At 66.4% G+C, this 14,511-nt stretch carries 15 protein-coding genes; 8 read left to right on the forward strand and 7 right to left on the reverse strand.

What is annotated here, in order from left to right; genetic code table 11:
* Window position 1 precedes the first annotated feature (1 nt).
* From AUL31_RS05380 to AUL31_RS05410, 7 genes are read left to right on the forward strand one after another with little or no spacing between them, the layout of a single operon-like run.
* Entirely contained in the window at window positions 2–1,018 is a 1,017-nt protein-coding gene (locus AUL31_RS05380; RefSeq protein WP_060602505.1) for a formamidase, read from the forward strand.
* 13 nt (window positions 1,019–1,031) lie between these two features.
* Window positions 1,032–1,733 carry a biuret amidohydrolase gene (gene biuH / locus AUL31_RS05385; protein WP_060602508.1) on the forward strand — a complete coding sequence of 234 codons (702 nt, stop codon included), beginning with the start codon at window positions 1,032–1,034 and terminating at the stop codon, window positions 1,731–1,733.
* Window positions 1,730–3,238: an ABC transporter ATP-binding protein gene (locus tag AUL31_RS05390; protein ID WP_060602510.1), complete on the forward strand. Its 1,509-nt coding sequence runs from the start codon at window positions 1,730–1,732 to the stop codon at window positions 3,236–3,238. Before biuH ends, AUL31_RS05390 begins: the two co-directional genes overlap by 4 nt.
* Entirely contained in the window at window positions 3,238–3,903 is a 666-nt protein-coding gene (locus AUL31_RS05395; RefSeq protein WP_060602513.1) for a cysteine hydrolase family protein, read from the forward strand. Before AUL31_RS05390 ends, AUL31_RS05395 begins: the two co-directional genes overlap by 1 nt.
* Complete coding sequence (locus AUL31_RS05400) at window positions 3,900–4,256, forward strand: cupin domain-containing protein (RefSeq protein ID WP_060602516.1); 357 nt, start codon at window positions 3,900–3,902, stop codon at window positions 4,254–4,256. Before AUL31_RS05395 ends, AUL31_RS05400 begins: the two co-directional genes overlap by 4 nt.
* 13 nt (window positions 4,257–4,269) lie before the next feature.
* Window positions 4,270–6,075 (forward strand): allophanate hydrolase, encoded by a 1,806-nt coding sequence (gene atzF, locus AUL31_RS05405; RefSeq protein WP_060602941.1) that lies wholly within the window; start codon window positions 4,270–4,272, stop codon window positions 6,073–6,075.
* Between the two features lie 9 nt (window positions 6,076–6,084).
* Entirely contained in the window at window positions 6,085–6,816 is a 732-nt protein-coding gene (locus AUL31_RS05410) for a GntR family transcriptional regulator (RefSeq protein WP_073469032.1), read from the forward strand.
* Here AUL31_RS05410 and AUL31_RS05415 read toward each other — a convergent pair.
* Genes AUL31_RS05415 through AUL31_RS05445 form a run of 7 tightly spaced genes read right to left on the reverse strand, consistent with a single transcriptional unit; the run spans window position 6,780 to window position 13,649 of the window.
* Window positions 6,780–8,114 carry a M20 family metallopeptidase gene (locus AUL31_RS05415; RefSeq protein ID WP_060602522.1) on the reverse strand — a complete coding sequence of 445 codons (1,335 nt, stop codon included), beginning with the start codon at window positions 8,112–8,114 and terminating at the stop codon, window positions 6,780–6,782. The two genes, AUL31_RS05410 and AUL31_RS05415, sit on opposite strands and share 37 nt — an antisense overlap.
* The gene (locus AUL31_RS05420) at window positions 8,111–9,058 is read right to left on the reverse strand and encodes an ABC transporter permease (RefSeq protein WP_060602525.1); all 948 of its coding nucleotides are present in this window, start codon (window positions 9,056–9,058) and stop codon (window positions 8,111–8,113) included. The genes AUL31_RS05415 and AUL31_RS05420 overlap by 4 nt, the downstream gene beginning before the upstream one ends.
* Window positions 9,055–10,041: an ABC transporter permease gene (locus AUL31_RS05425; protein ID WP_082646801.1), complete on the reverse strand. Its 987-nt coding sequence runs from the start codon at window positions 10,039–10,041 to the stop codon at window positions 9,055–9,057. The genes AUL31_RS05420 and AUL31_RS05425 overlap by 4 nt, the downstream gene beginning before the upstream one ends.
* Entirely contained in the window at window positions 10,025–11,011 is a 987-nt protein-coding gene (locus AUL31_RS05430) for an autoinducer 2 ABC transporter substrate-binding protein (protein ID WP_060602531.1), read from the reverse strand. Before AUL31_RS05430 ends, AUL31_RS05425 begins: the two co-directional genes overlap by 17 nt.
* Before the next feature lie 31 nt (window positions 11,012–11,042).
* Window positions 11,043–11,816, reverse strand: coding sequence for an ATP-binding cassette domain-containing protein (locus tag AUL31_RS05435; RefSeq protein ID WP_060602534.1), 774 nt, complete (start codon window positions 11,814–11,816; stop codon window positions 11,043–11,045).
* Window positions 11,817–11,829: 13 nt separating this feature from the next.
* The gene (locus AUL31_RS05440) at window positions 11,830–12,600 is read right to left on the reverse strand and encodes a glutamine amidotransferase (RefSeq protein ID WP_060602537.1); all 771 of its coding nucleotides are present in this window, start codon (window positions 12,598–12,600) and stop codon (window positions 11,830–11,832) included.
* A gap of 23 nt (window positions 12,601–12,623) precedes the next feature.
* The gene (locus AUL31_RS05445; protein WP_060602540.1) at window positions 12,624–13,649 is read right to left on the reverse strand and encodes a LacI family DNA-binding transcriptional regulator; all 1,026 of its coding nucleotides are present in this window, start codon (window positions 13,647–13,649) and stop codon (window positions 12,624–12,626) included.
* Window positions 13,650–13,794: 145 nt separating this feature from the next.
* Between AUL31_RS05445 and AUL31_RS05450 the strand changes: the two genes are divergently transcribed.
* Window positions 13,795–14,391 (forward strand): cupin domain-containing protein, encoded by a 597-nt coding sequence (locus AUL31_RS05450; RefSeq protein WP_060602547.1) that lies wholly within the window; start codon window positions 13,795–13,797, stop codon window positions 14,389–14,391.
* Window positions 14,392–14,511 lie beyond the last annotated feature (120 nt).

Raw genomic sequence — 14,511 nt, forward strand, 5'->3', positions numbered from 1 at the left:
CATGAACGGCCTTGGAGGACTCAACAAATCGGAAAACGGCGTCGTCATCGGCTGCGTGCAACTGCAATTGCCGACCGTGGTGACGAAGGACGATCTGGCCGCGCAGACGCAGCGCATCGTCGACATGGTGGCAAAGGCCCGGCGCAACCTCGGCACGATGGATCTTGTCGTGTTTCCCGAATACGCGTTGCACGGGCTTTCGATGGACACCAACCCGGACATCATGTGCCGTATCGACGGGCCGGAGGTTGCCGCCTTCCGGCAGGCCTGCCGCGACAACTCCATCTGGGGCTGCTTCTCCATCATGGAGCTGAACCCCGGCGGCATGCCCTACAATACCGGGCTTGTCATCGACGACACCGGCGAAATCCGGCTGAATTACCGCAAGCTCCACCCATGGGTGCCGGTGGAGCCTTGGGAGCCCGGAAACCTCGGCATTCCCGTCATCGACGGGCCCCGGGGCGCCAAGCTGGCTCTCATCATCTGTCATGACGGCATGTTTCCGGAAATGGCGCGCGAATGCGCCTACAAGGGGGCCGAGATCATGCTGCGGACGGCCGGTTACACCGCGCCGATCCGGGAGAGCTGGCGGTTCACCAACCAAGCCAACGCTTTCTGCAATCTCATGGTCACCGCCAATGTCTGCATGTGCGGATCGGACGGAAGCTTCGATTCCATGGGCGAGGGCATGATCGTCAATTTCGACGGCACGGTCATCGCCCATGGCACGACCGGCCGGGTGGACGAGATCATCACGGCCGAGGTGCGGCCCGACCTCGTGCGCGAGGCAAGGCGCAACTGGGGCGTGGAAAACAACATCTACCAGCTCGGCCATCGCGGCTATGTCGCCGTGGCCGGCGGTGCCGGCGATTGCCCCTACACATACATGCACGACCTTGCCGCGGGCACCTATCGCCTGCCGTGGGAAGACGACGTGAAGGTGACGGACGGAACCGGCTTCGGCTTTGCCGCGCCGACGCGCCGCTATGGCGGCCCGGCCCGCGAAGCGGCGGAATAAGGAGGCTACCGCAATGGACACGACATCGAGCACCACCGCGGGCACCATCGCCTCGCAGCCCTATGCCTGGCCCTACGACGCAAGCCTGCGCCCGGATAATACGGCGCTGATCGTCATCGACATGCAGACCGATTTTTGCGGCAAGGGCGGATATGTCGATGCCATGGGCTACGACCTGTCGCTGACGCGCGCGCCCATCGAGCCCATCGCACGGGTCATGGCGGCCATGCGGGCAGGCGGCTACCACATCATCCACACGCGCGAGGGGCACCGGCCGGACCTTGCCGACCTGCCGGCCAACAAGCGTTGGCGCTCGCGCAATATCGGCGCCGGTATCGGCGACCCGGGGCCCTGCGGGCGCATCCTGGTGCGCGGCGAGCCGGGATGGGAAATCATCCCCGAGCTTGCGCCCTTGCCGGGCGAAGTCGTCATCGACAAGCCGGGCAAGGGCTCCTTCTGCGCCACGGATCTGGAGCTGATCCTGAACCAGCGCGGCATCCGCAACATCGTGCTGACGGGCATCACCACCGATGTCTGCGTGCATACGACCATGCGCGAAGCAAACGACCGCGGCTACGAATGTGTGATCCTGGAAGATTGCTGCGGCGCCACCGACAGAAGCAACCACGACGCGGCCATCCGCATGGTGACCATGCAAGGCGGTGTCTTCGGCGCCGTGGCCCACAGCGACGCGCTGCTGGAGGCCCTGCGTTGACGACGCTGCTCGAGGTGGTGGGGCTGACCAAGCGCTTCGGCGCCTTCACGGCGCTGGATAGCGTATCGCTGCGCCTGCGGCGCGGCACGTTCCACGCCCTTCTGGGCGAGAACGGCGCCGGCAAATCCACCCTCGTCAAATGCGTTCTCGGCTATTATCGCGCCGACGAGGGCAGCGTCCTGATGGACGACCGCGAGGTCGAGGTGGCCAGCCCGCGCGATGCGCGCCGCCTCGGCATCGGCATGGTGTACCAGCATTTTACCCTGGTGCCGGCCATGACCGTTCTGGAGAATCTGGTGATGGCCGGCCCGGATGTGCCCGCCATTGTGGATTGGCGCAAGGAGCGGGCAAAGCTGGCCGCCTTCATGGCCGACATGCCGCTGAAAGTGCCGATGGACGTGCCCGTGCATCGCCTGTCGGCGGGTGAACGGCAGAAGACCGAAATCCTGAAGGAATTGTATCTCGGCTCCCGGGTCCTGGTGCTCGACGAGCCGACATCCGTGCTGACGCCGGGCGAGGCAAGCGACGTTTTGGGGTTTCTGCGTCGCCGCGCCACCGAAGAGGGGTTGGGCGTTCTTCTGATCAGCCACAAGTTTCCGGAGGTCACGGGCTTCTGCGACGAGGTGACGGTGCTGCGCCGGGGCCGGCTGGCCGGGCATGGCCGCGTCGATGCCTTGTCGGTGGCGGATATGGCAGAGATGATGATCGGCAAGCGCGATCTTGCGGCCGCGCCCCGGCCCGAGCCTGCCTCTGCCAAGGCACGCGCCGTCCTCGATCTCAGCCGCGTCAAGGCCGGGCCGCAACGCGGCGGCATCGATATCGACAGGCTGGAGGTACGGGCCGGTGAAATCGTCGGCATCGCCGGCATATCCGGCAACGGTCAGGCGGTGCTGGTGGAGACGCTGTCCGGCCAGACTATGCCGGCCTCCGGCGCCATCCATGTCGGCGGTGCGCCATACCAGGCTCGCCGCGCGCAGGCGCAGGCGATGGGCGTGCGCGTCCTGCCCGAAGAGCCGCTGCGCAATGCCTGCGTCGGCCGGATGAGCGTGATGGAAAATCTCGCCTTGCGCAGCTTCGACCGGCATGCGGATGGGCGGGCCCGTATCCTTGTCGACAGGCGCGGCATGCGCCGGTACGCCGAGGCGCAGATTGCCGCCTATTCCATCAAGACCCAGTCTCCGGACGCGCCCATCGCCACCCTGTCGGGCGGCAACGTGCAGCGTACCGTACTGGCTCGCGAACTGGACGGCGATGCCGAATTGCTGGTGGTCGCCAATCCGTGCTTCGGGCTGGATTTCGGCGCGGTGGCCGATATCCGCGCGGCGCTTTTGAAGGCGCGCAACAAGGGAACGGCGGTGTTGCTGGTCAGCGAGGATCTGGATGAGGTGATCGCCCTGTCCGACCGTATCCTCGTGATGCACGAGGGCAGGATCGTCTTCGAGACGGAAGGCGGCCGCAAGGCCGATCCGATGGAGATCGGCAGGCACATGGCGGGGCATCGGTGATGGGCACGATCGCGGCAAGCCCATCGCCATTCCGCTACGAGGACGGGCGCGTGGCGCTCATCGTCATCGATATGCAGCGCGATTTTCTGGAGCCCGGCGGATTTGGCGAGAGCCTCGGCAACGACGTTTCGCGGCTGCGGGCCATCGTGCCGGCAACGCGCAGGCTGATAGAGCTGTTTCGTGCGCGTGGCGCACCCATCGTCCACACGCGCGAATGTCATCGCCCGGATCTCTCGGACTGCCCGCCGGCCAAGTGGCGGCGCGGGCCGGAGGGACGGCGTATCGGCGATATCGGGCCCATGGGCAGGATTCTTGTTGCCGGCGCGCCGGGCGCGGAGATCGTGCCCGAACTGTTCCCGCTGCCCGGCGAAACGGTGATCGACAAGCCGGGCAAGGGCGCCTTCCATGCGACGGACCTGTCCGAGGTTCTTGAAGGCTTCGGCGTCACCGCGCTGGTGCTGGCCGGGGTGACGACCGAGGTCTGCGTGCAGACGACCATGCGCGAGGCCAACGACCGTGGCTACGACTGTCTGCTCGCCGAGGACGCGACGGAAAGCTACTTTGCGCACTTCAAGGAGGCGACACTGGACATGGTGCGGGCGCAAGGGGGCATCGTCGGCTGGACGGCTACCGTGGACGCCATTGCGGAAGGATTGACGACATGACCCCCGAACGCCTGCAGGGGCTTCTGGCCCTTGCGCCGGATGCCGTGGCCTTCGAGCCGTTCCGCCCCGGAGTGGACATCCACCATATTGCCCGCTCGGTGGACGGAGGGCCCGGCGTCGCCCTGTTGCGATACACGGCCGGGGCGTCCGTGCCCCGCCACCGGCACGCCGGACTGGAAACCATTCTGGTGCTGGACGGGGCACAAAGCGACGATGCCGGGCACTATGTCGCCGGCGATTTCGTCGTCAACCGCCCCGGCAGCATCCACCGGGTCTGGTCCGACGAGGGCTGCCTGGTGCTGATCCACTGGGCGGCGCCGGTGGAAATTCTGGATGAAGACGAACAGGCTTGAGGACATACCGATAATGACCGATCTTCCGAAGATCATCGACCTTGCTTCGCTGGCCGACGCCTACGCGGCGGGACTGACGCTGGATGCGATGGTCGATGCCGTGTCCCGGCGCATCGCGGCGGGCGATCCGGCAGCATTCATCGCCCCGGCCAGCCGGCAGCAATTGACGCTGCAGGCAAGGGCGCTGGAGGCGCGGTCTCCCGCTCCCGGCAGCCTGCCGCTTTGGGGCGTGCCGGTTGCCATCAAGGACAATATCGACGTTGCCGGCTTTCCGACGACGGCCGCATGCCCCGACTTTGCCTATACGCCGGATACGGATGCCCATGTGGTGGCACGGCTGCGGCAGGCCGGGGCGATCATCGTCGGCAAGACGAACCTCGACCAGTTCGCCACGGGGTTGAACGGCACGCGTTCGCCCTATGGCGCGCCGCGTTGCGTGTTCGATGCCGATTATGTCTCGGGCGGCTCGTCCTCCGGCTCGGCCGTGGCGGTTGCCTCCGGCATTGCGGCGCTGGCGCTCGGCACCGATACCGCAGGCTCCGGGCGCGTGCCCGCCGCCTTCAACAATATCGTCGGGATCAAGCCTTCGACCGGCCGGGTGTCCACCACGGGCGTCGTCCCCGCCTGCCGCTCCATCGACGTCGTCACCGTGTTTGCCGCAACGGTTGCCGACGGCATCGCGGCGCGCCGGGTGATGGAAGGCTTCGATGCCGCCGACGCGTTCTCACGCCGCTTCGGCAGCACCCCGCTGCCGACGCGGCTGCGCCTTGGCGTGCCGGAGGCGGAAGAGCTGGAGTTCTTCGGCAACGATGCCTATGCGGCGCTGTTTGGTGCGGCAGTGGAACGGGCACGCGGTCTGGGGGCGGAGATCGTACCCATCGACTACACACCCTTCCGCAAGGCGGCGGCCCTGCTGTACGAGGGGCCGTGGGTGGCCGAACGGCTTGCCGCTATCAAACCATTCATCGATGCGCAGCCGGACAGCGTGGAGCCGACGGTGCGCGCCATCATGGAGGGCGCGCGCGGCATGAGCGCCGTGGACGCCTTCGAGGGTGTCTATGCCCTTGCCGCCTACCGCCGACAGGCGGAAGAGGCGATGGCCGATTTCGACGCTTTGTTGCTGCCGACTTCGCCCGACATCCAGACGGTGGCGGCGATGCTTGCCGATCCGCTGGCGCTGAATGCGCGCTTCGGCCGGTTTACCAATTTTGCCAATTTCTTCGGCGCGGCGGCGATCGCCGTGCCTGCCGGCTTCACCGAAAGCGGGCTGCCTTTCGGTGTCCAACTGGTGGGCCCGGCCGACAGCGACGACGCGCTGGCCGCCTTTGCCACCCGCCTGCACGAGGCAGCCGCCTGCGGCGCGGGGCTGGACCGCAGCCTGATCGCACGGATCGCGCCTGCCGCGTTATCGCATAGCGGCTGGCTGGAGATCGCCGTCGTCGGCGCGCACCTGACGGGCATGCCGTTGAACGGCGAGCTTGCGGCGCAGGGCGCACGGTTGCTGCGCACGGCACGCACCGCGCCGCATTACCGGCTCCATGCCCTGTCCGGCACGGTGCCGCCCAAACCCGGCCTTGTGCGGGATAGCGGCTTTGCCGGCCCGGGGCTTGAGGTGGAGGTGTGGACCATGCCGGCCGGCGGCTTCGGACGGTTCGTTGCGGGCATTCCGCAGCCGCTTGGGGTCGGCAAGGTGGAGCTGGACGACGGCTCGATGGTCACCGGCTTCATCTGCGAACCGGCCGCGCTCGCCAACGCGCAAGAGATCACGCATTATGGTGGTTGGCGCAATTATATCGCCGGCCGCGCCCCGGCAGCGTGACACGGCATCATGACGCAGACAGACAAGACCATGGCACGCCGTACGCAGGCCGACATGATCCGCGAGGCCATCGCCGACCGGATCGTGCATGGCATCCTGCTGCCGGGAGAGCCTCTGGACGAGGCCGGGCTGGCGGGCGAGTTCGGCGTATCGCGTACGCCGGTCCGCGAGGCGATCCGCCAGTTGGAATCCATCGGCCTTGCCTTGTCGCGGCCGCATCGGGGCGCGGTGGTGACGACGCTGACGGAAGCCGAGTTCCAGAACATCTTTCTGGTGATGGCGGAGCTTGAAACCCTTGCCGCCCGTTTGTGCGCCAGGGCCATGACCGACGACGAACGATGCCGGCTCGAGGCGCTCCACGCGTCCGGCGAGGCGCTGGTGGCGGCGGGGGAGGTGGAGCGCTACCGCTCCCACAACGACCGTTTCCACGACGCCATCTATGGCGGCAGCCACAATGGCTTTCTGGAAGAAACCGCGCGCAGCGTGCGCCGGCGGGTGGCGCCGTTCCGGCGGCTTCAGTTCGACGCCGACCGGCGTATAGACCGCTCCCAGGAAGAGCATGGCCGCGTGGTTGCGGCCATACTGGCAGGCGATGGCGGTGCCGCAGCCGAGGCGATGGGCATCCATATGCGCATCGTCGGGCGTACCGTGGGCGATGTCTCCGGGGGACTTGCGGACCGCAAGCCCCGCATGGCGCCGCCGCCTCAGGCGGCGGACCGCTCCCGGTTGGTCCAGTCGTAGACGGTAAGCGCGATGGCCTTCGTGCAGGCCACCAGATCCTCGATCGAGACCCGTTCGTTGGGCTGATGGCTCTGGGCCGGATCTCCCGGCCCGAAATTGACCGTCGGCGTGTTGCCAAGGCCGGTCGGCAGCCCGATATCGCTGTGCGCGCCGAAGCCGGACAAGGCGGGGTCCAGCTTGGCCGCAGCCACGGCGCCCTGGAAGCTCTCGACGAACGGGTGGTCCGCCGGAACCTCGGCACAGTCGGCGTCGAGTATCCATTCCACCCGCGCCGGATGCTCTTTCAGATAGGGGTCTGCCAGGCACACCGCCGCCACATGCGCCTCGATCTCGCGCTTGACATGGCCGCCGAGGCCGAACTCGTCCTTTTCATGAGGCAGATATTGGACGTCGATCACGATCTCGCCGCGTCCCGCCATCGAGGATGGATGCTCGCCGACATTGAGCTGGGTGATGATGATCTGGTTGGGCATCGCCATCAGCGGGTGGTTCTTGCGCGGATCGTGCATCCAGCGCCGGTTCAGGATATCCAGCCCGTCCAGCATCTGCCGGGTCAATTGCACGGCGTCCACCGGGCCACCAGCATACCACGCATTCGGTGTCAGCTCGGCATGGCCGCCGATGCCGTCGATCACGATGCGGCCCCAGAGGATGCCGTGGCACAAAGGCGCGATGCGGTTGGCGGTCGGCTCGGTCATGATGCCGGCATCGGCCGAAAACCCCCGGTCGACCATGGCGAGCGAGCCCATGCCGCCGATCTCTTCGTCGACGACCGTCGTAAAGACGACATCGCCCTTCAGCTCGGCGCCGATTTCCTTCAGGATTTCCACTGCCATCAGCATGCAGGCGACGCCGCCCTTCATGTCCACCGTGCCGCGCCCGCGCACGAACCCGTCTTCCACCACGGGCACGAACGGGTCGCTTCGCCAATGCGTTGCAGGGCCGGGCGGCACGACATCGATATGGCCCGTCAGCATGATGGAGCGGCCGTTGCCGCTGCCCTTCAGCGTTCCGCCCAGATTGGGCCGCCCCTCGAAGGTGCGGCCCTTGTTGGCGCCGGGTCGCCCTTCGTACTTCGCCAGAAGGCCGGGCCCGTCCGGCTCCCAGAGGTCGGTGGTGAAGCCCAGCGATTCCAGCCGCTTCTGCAGGTAGATCTGGCAATCGCGCTCGCCCGGGCCGGCCTTTGTCGGGTCGTTCATCACGATGGATGGAAATTCGACGAGGCGCGACAGCGTGTCCACGATGCGGTCGGCGCGTGCCTCCACGGCCTCGGCGATGGTTTCCGGTGATAGGGTCATGATGTTCTCCGAACGATGGCAAGCGTGTCGACAAGAAGCACGGCCACAAGCAGCGCACCGACGATGCCGAGTTGCCAGATGCTGTTGACGTTGATGAGCAGAAGCCCGGTCTGCACCGTGACGAGCAGCAGCACGGCCGCAAGCACGCCGATGACGCCGCCCCGTCCGCCGAAGATGGCGATGCCGCCCAGCATGGCGGCGGTCAGCGAGGTGAGTTCCAGGTTCTGCCCGATATTGGGGCGGGCGCTGCCCAGCCAGGCAAGGCTGACGAGCGCCGCGGTGCCCGCCAGGGCGCCGCTGGCGACATAGGCGGCAAGCCGCAGGCGATCCACCGGAATGCCGACAAGCCGGGCGGAACGCTCGTTGAAGCCGGCGGCATAGATCCAGCGTCCCCAACTGGTGAAGCGCAGGATTGCGCCGGCAATCAGGAACAGCGGCAAGGCGAGCGTCAGGAAGGGCAGCGGCAGCCCGCCGAGGATACCGCGCCCCCAGACCGTGAGGCCGGCGGGCACGTTGCCGATATTGGCGCCGCTGGTGATGGCCAGCGCCGTGCCGGAATAGATGTAGAAAGTGCCGAGCGTCCCGATCAGCGGCAGGATGCCGAGGCGCGTGACGATCAGCCCGTTGGCAAGGCCAAGGACGCCGCCCATCGCCACGCAGGCGGGTACGAGCAGCCAGCCCGGCATGCCGGCGTCCACCGCCATCATGGACAGGATGGCCGTCAGCGACATGGTGCCGCCGACCGACAGGTCGATGCCGGCGCCGCCGCACAGGATCACCATGGCCTGTCCAAGCGCGACCAGCGCCAGGATGGTGGAGAATTGCAGAACGGTGGTCACCGTGGAAAGGGCCAGCGCGCCGGGCTGCATCACCGCCAGAATGGCGATCGCCGCAAGCCAGAGACCGGCCAGGAGATAGAGGGTAAAGTCCCTGGAGCGGATCATCGCACGGCCTCCACAGTCTTTGTTGTGCGGGGCAGGGCCAGGCGCCCCGAGGCGACTTCACCGCCCAGAACCAGCAGGATCAGCGCGCCCGTCACAACCGGCTGCCACAGCGACGGCACGCCGATCAGCAGCAGGCCATTTTGCAGGATGCGCAGCAGAAGTACGCCCAGCGCAGTACCCATCAGGCTGATGCGCCCGCCGAGAATGCTGGTTCCGCCCAGCACCACCGCGGCGATGGCCTCCAACGCCAGCGTGCCGCCGATGGTCATGGCGACGTTGCGGTAGGTGGCGATATAGAAGATGGCGGCGAGGCCGCAGAGAAGCCCGCTGACAAGGAATGCGATGCAGGCGGTGCGGCGCACCGGAACGCCGGCCAGCCGCGCCTTGGGTTCGGATTGGCCGATGGCCAGCAGATGCGGGCCGAAGGGCGTCTTGCGAACGGCGACGAAGACGGCGAGATAGGCGAGGGCGATCAGCGGCAGCGCAACCGGAATGCCGAATGGGCGGGCCGCCAGAACATCGGTCAGGCCGGTCGGCAGGCCGGACAGCCAGCTTCCGCCGAGCGCAAGAAAGATCGCCGCGCGGTAGATACCGTACAGGCCGAGTGTGCCGACGATGGCCGGCACACGCCCGACAACGACGACGAGCGAGGCGAGAAGGCCGAGCGCCGCGCCGGCCAGGGGCCCGGCCAGAGCCACCAGATACCAGGGCGCGCCGGCCTCCAGCATTTTGCCTGCCAGGATCGCCGCCAGCCCCATGGCCACGCCGACCGAAACGTCGATGGCCCCGACGCCAAGAAGAAGCGTCATGCCGAGCCCGACAAGGAACAGTTCGGTCGAGTTGCGCAGGATCGTGGTTATGTTGGCCGGGGTGGCGAAGGTGGGCGACAGAAAGGCGAACAACAGGCAGGCGGCCAGAATGGCCGCCCCCAGGATCGCTTCGCGGGTGCCGAACAGCCGCCCCATATCAGAAGTTGAAGTCATCGACGTTTTCGGCGGTGAAGATCGCCGGATCGCCGAGCAGCAATATGCCGGTGGCGGCATCGTAGGTCACGGCGTGGCTCATGCCCTCCGGGGTCACGGTGGCCGGGATCTCCGTGCCGTCGATCAACTGCTTGCCTGCCCAGACCGTCAGATAGCCGAGTTCGGCCGGGTCCCACAGCACGGTGTAGTCGAGCGCGCCGCTTTTCAGATAGCTGCGTGCCGTATTGGGGCTGCAATAGCCGGTGCCGACGACGTCTTCCGAGCGTCCCGCCGTTTCGATGGCCTGCGCAACGCCGGGGCAGGTGGTGGACGCGACGCCGATGATGCCCTTCAAATCCGGGTTGGCGGTCATCAGGTCGGTGGCGATCTGCGCCGCGCGCTCGGCGCTGCCGCCGGCATATTGCGGCTCCATCAGCGTTACGTTCGGGTACTTTTCCTTCACCCGCTCCTGCATGAAGCCGATCCAGGCGTTGAGGTTGGATGCGGTCGCCTCGCCCGAAACGATGGCGATCTTGGCGTCTTCGCCGGCCCGCTCCACCATCTGGTCGACGATGGCGTAGCCGAGCCCCTGGTCTGTCGCCTGCGCCACATAGAGCGCGCGGCCGGATTGCGGCGCGTCGCTGTCGGCGGTGAAGAGCTTGATGTCCTTGGCCTTGGCGGCTTCCACCACCGGCGTCAGGCTGGAAGCGTCCAGCACGCTGACCGAAATGGCCCCGACGCCCTGGTTGATGAGGTTCTGGACGATCTGGAGCTGGTCCACCGGGTTGGTATCGACCGGGCCCTGGTAGATGAAGTCGACACCCAGCGTTTCGGCGGCCTTGTTGCCGCCTTCCTGCATGGCGTCGAAATACGGAATGCCGACGATCTGCGGTACGAAGGCCACCTTGGGCTTCTCCTGCGCAGCCGCGATCGTGACGGCGGATGACATGAGGGCCGCGAGGGCCAGGGCGAAATGCGATCTCTGGATCATGCGATTGGCCTTTCGTCGGACGTGCGGGTTTCTAGTGCCGCATCTCGAGCGCACGCACGTCGGGATGCGCGCCCGTGATGAAGGAGACGATCTCCTCTGGATTGGTGTCGGCCTTGCGTTTTTCGGTGATCTTGCGGCCGCGCCGGAAAACCACGATGCGGTCCGCGACCTCGAAGACGTCGTGCATGTTGTGGCTGATCAGCACGACGGCGCGGCCGCTGTCGGCAAGCCGCCGCGTCAGTTGCAGCACCTTGCGCGTCTCGGCCACGGCGAGGGCGGCTGTCGGCTCGTCCATGATGACCAGCCGCGCATTGAGGTTCAGGGCCCGGCAGATGGCGACCGCCTGTCGCTGGCCGCCGGACAATGCGCCGACCGGCGCTTCCGGATCGGAAATGTGGGCGTCCAGCTCTTCGAGCAGTTCCTTGACGCGGCGCTTCATGGCGGCGCGCCGCAACAGCGGCACGCCGAGAAAGCGGTGGGTCAGCTCCCGCCCCAGGAAGACGTTTTCGGCGATGGACAGGTTTTCCGACAGCGCCAGTTCCTGGAAGATGGTGGCGATGCCGAGGTCTGCCGCATCCTGCGGAGAGGACAGCGACACCGGCTTGCCATCCATCAAGAGTTCGCCGTCGCTTTGCGGGTGCGCGCCGGACAGGACCTTGATGAAGGTGGATTTGCCGGCGCCGTTGTCGCCCAGAAGCGCCAGCACCTCGCCGCTGCGAATTGCAAGGTCCACATCGGTCAGGGCGGCGAGCGCGCCGAAACGCTTGGAAATGGACTTTGCCTCGATGAGGGGGCTGTCGGTCATCGTCGCCTCCCGGTCAGCGCGCTTCGGTCAGCCAGGACAGGATGTTGCTCCACAACCGCCCGTAGCCGTCCCATTCGCAGAAGGCCGGCGAAAGCCAGTGCGGCCCGATGTCGGACGTCCAGGCGGCGGTGCGGCCCTTCTGATAGGTGCCCGTCACCAGCAGCGGGTGGCCGCCCTGGTCGTCGGGCAGACGCAGCAGAAGGTCCGCGCCCGGCTTCACCTCCACCTCGTTGACGCCCAGCAGCAGCGGCCAGCCATCCTTCGGCAGGCCGGCCAACGCGGGGTGGTCGGCGACGAAGACGGGCGCGGTCCCTTCCGGAATCTCGACCCGATCGTCATAGGGAAGGCAGGTGACGGGCAGGGCCTCTTCCACCGGCGTGCGCCGCCAGCGGGCCTTGCCGTCGATGCCCTGGAACGAGAAATACCCGCCGATCATGAACAGGCCGCCGCCATCCGCCGTCCACTCGCGCAGCAGCTTCAGCCGGTTCGGCACCGTCTTGCTGTGCAGCCATACGGCCGGGGGCAGCAGCAGGGAATTGGCGCCGATGTCGGACAGGATGATCGCGTCGTAGGCGTCCAGTCCCGCACGTTCGAAGGGGAATGCCTCCACCGCTTCATGCGCCGGCATGTAGGTCAGCTCGAAGGGGCTGTCCTTCAGCGCCTTCACCAGCGGCTCGGCGCCGAGATGGAAGGTGACGGAGCCGAACTGGTCGAAGCCCTTGTAGTGGGTGGCCGAGCTGACCCAGCTTTCGCCGACCAGGAGTACCTTCTTTTTGACGGACATCGTATTTCCTTCTTTCTTTCAATTCAGGCGAGGTGGGCCACGGAGTGGCGACGGATCAGTTCCACCGGCAGGCGCGCCACGGTTGGACTGCGCGTTCCGGCAAGGGAGTCCATGGCCATGTCGAGGGCGCGTTCGCCCATGGCCTTCAGGGGTTGGCGGATGGCCGTTACCGGAACGGCCAGGATTTCCAATTGCCCGGCATCGTCGAAGGTGACGATGGAGATGTCGCGCCCGACGACCATGTCGCGGCGACGCAGCACGTGAAGCATCCCGATCAGGATCTCGTCGCTGGCGCTGAAGACGGCGGTGACGCCCGGCATCGTATCCAGGATCTCTTCCATGGCCGCTTCGCCATGGGCGATGGTGTAGCTGCCGAACAATTCCGAAACGATGGCGGCATCGCCACCCGCCTCGCGTACGGCGTCGTGAAGGCCCTCGGCGCGTTCGCGCGCGCTCATCAGGTCGCACGGGCCGCCGATATAGGCGATGCGGCGGTGTCCGTGCTCTATCAAATGAAGCCCGGCCAGAAGGCCGCCCTGCCGGTTGTCCGAGAAGACCTTGAACAGGTCCGTGCCGGGCACGTCCTCGTCCAGCAGCACGACGCGCGAGTCGCCGTTCAGCATGCCGGCCAACTGGCCGTCCGGGTCTCCGTGGTTGGTGGCGAAGACCAGCGCGTCGACCACGCCCGCGCCCAGAAGGTGCAGATATTCCAGCTCCCGTTCCAGGCTGTTGGACGTGGCGCACAGCATCATCAGCATGCCGCGCGCCTGGGCCGCGCGCTCTACCGCCGCCGCCAGATTGGAGAAGAACGGATTGTTGATATCCGGCACGACCAGCCCGATCGCGTCGGAACGCCCCAGGCTCAGGCTGCGCGCATGATGGTTCGGGCGGTAACCCAGCTCCCGGATGGCCTTCTGGATGCGCCGGCTGGTCGTTTCAGGCAGCGTCAACTGCCCGGACAGGTATCGCGACACGGCAGCCGGCGACAGCGCGGCGGCCTTGGCTACCTCACCCAGCGTCACTCGTTTCTTGCGTCCGATATCGCTCATAAACGCAAGGTTGTGTTTGTAAATCGCTTTAGTAAAGCGGTTAATTGTGACGCGCTGCCGCAATTTCACGCAAGTCTGTTCCAGTTACTTGAATGAAGTTCAAGTTAGCGGCATTCTGCCGCCACTTGGTTTGGGAGTGTCCGGCATGGCGCGCAGTTCGATCGACCTGAAAAGCGAGGGGGCCGCCGGACGTCTCGGCACCCGGTTGCGCCATACCAGGCAGATGCGCGGCATGACGCTGAAGGCGGTGGCGGCGGAGGCCCAATGCTCGGAAAGCCTTCTGTCCAAGGTCGAGAACGGCAAGGCCTCTCCTTCGCTTCCGATGCTGCATCGCCTGGTCGAGGTGCTGGGCACCAATATCGGCCGCATGTTCGAGGAAGCCGACGGCGAAGAGGGCATCGTCTATCGCGCCGGAGCGCGGCCGCTGATCGCGCTGGACCCGCTGCGGCAGGGGCGCGGGATCGCGCTGGAGCGGATCATTCCCTATGCGCCCGGCCATCTCCTGCAATGCAACATCCACCATCTCGCGCCATTCGGCGAAAGTGCCGGGCCGATCAGCCATTCGGGAGAGGAAGTCGGCTACGTCATCACCGGCGAGGTGGAGCTGATGGTCGACGATCTGGCGTTTCGGCTGGCGGCCGGAGACAGCTTCGCCTTTCAGTCGGAGCGCCCGCACCACTACCGCAATCTGGGTGCGGAACCGGCCGCCATCTTCTGGGTGAATACGCCACCCACCTTTTGAATGCACAATTGCGGTGCAAGATCGAAACATGCACGCAGTGCGTGCAAATCCCTTGACATAAATTCAAGTCTCTTGAAATCTCCACGAGCTCCGACGCCGGACAGCCGGCCGTGAACGCTC

It is taken from the genome of Aureimonas altamirensis, from assembly GCF_001463885.1.
Taxonomy (GTDB): domain Bacteria; phylum Pseudomonadota; class Alphaproteobacteria; order Rhizobiales; family Rhizobiaceae; genus Aureimonas; species Aureimonas altamirensis.

Coding starts and splice junctions, on each gene's coding strand:
- AUL31_RS05415 (WP_060602522.1), bottom strand. CDS start 8,114: ATGACCCTATCACCGGAAACCATCGCCGAGGCCGTGGAGGCACGCGCC.
- AUL31_RS05450 (WP_060602547.1), top strand. CDS start 13,795: ATGGCGCGCAGTTCGATCGACCTGAAAAGCGAGGGGGCCGCCGGACGT.
- AUL31_RS05425 (WP_082646801.1), bottom strand. CDS start 10,041: ATGACTTCAACTTCTGATATGGGGCGGCTGTTCGGCACCCGCGAAGCG.
- AUL31_RS05380 (WP_060602505.1), top strand. CDS start 2: ATGAACGGCCTTGGAGGACTCAACAAATCGGAAAACGGCGTCGTCATC.
- AUL31_RS05435 (WP_060602534.1), bottom strand. CDS start 11,816: ATGACCGACAGCCCCCTCATCGAGGCAAAGTCCATTTCCAAGCGTTTC.
- AUL31_RS05430 (WP_060602531.1), bottom strand. CDS start 11,011: ATGATCCAGAGATCGCATTTCGCCCTGGCCCTCGCGGCCCTCATGTCA.
- AUL31_RS05445 (WP_060602540.1), bottom strand. CDS start 13,649: ATGAGCGATATCGGACGCAAGAAACGAGTGACGCTGGGTGAGGTAGCC.
- AUL31_RS05410 (WP_073469032.1), top strand. CDS start 6,085: ATGACGCAGACAGACAAGACCATGGCACGCCGTACGCAGGCCGACATG.
- AUL31_RS05420 (WP_060602525.1), bottom strand. CDS start 9,058: ATGATCCGCTCCAGGGACTTTACCCTCTATCTCCTGGCCGGTCTCTGG.
- AUL31_RS05400 (WP_060602516.1), top strand. CDS start 3,900: ATGACCCCCGAACGCCTGCAGGGGCTTCTGGCCCTTGCGCCGGATGCC.
- AUL31_RS05440 (WP_060602537.1), bottom strand. CDS start 12,600: ATGTCCGTCAAAAAGAAGGTACTCCTGGTCGGCGAAAGCTGGGTCAGC.
- biuH (WP_060602508.1), top strand. CDS start 1,032: ATGGACACGACATCGAGCACCACCGCGGGCACCATCGCCTCGCAGCCC.
- AUL31_RS05395 (WP_060602513.1), top strand. CDS start 3,238: ATGGGCACGATCGCGGCAAGCCCATCGCCATTCCGCTACGAGGACGGG.
- atzF (WP_060602941.1), top strand. CDS start 4,270: ATGACCGATCTTCCGAAGATCATCGACCTTGCTTCGCTGGCCGACGCC.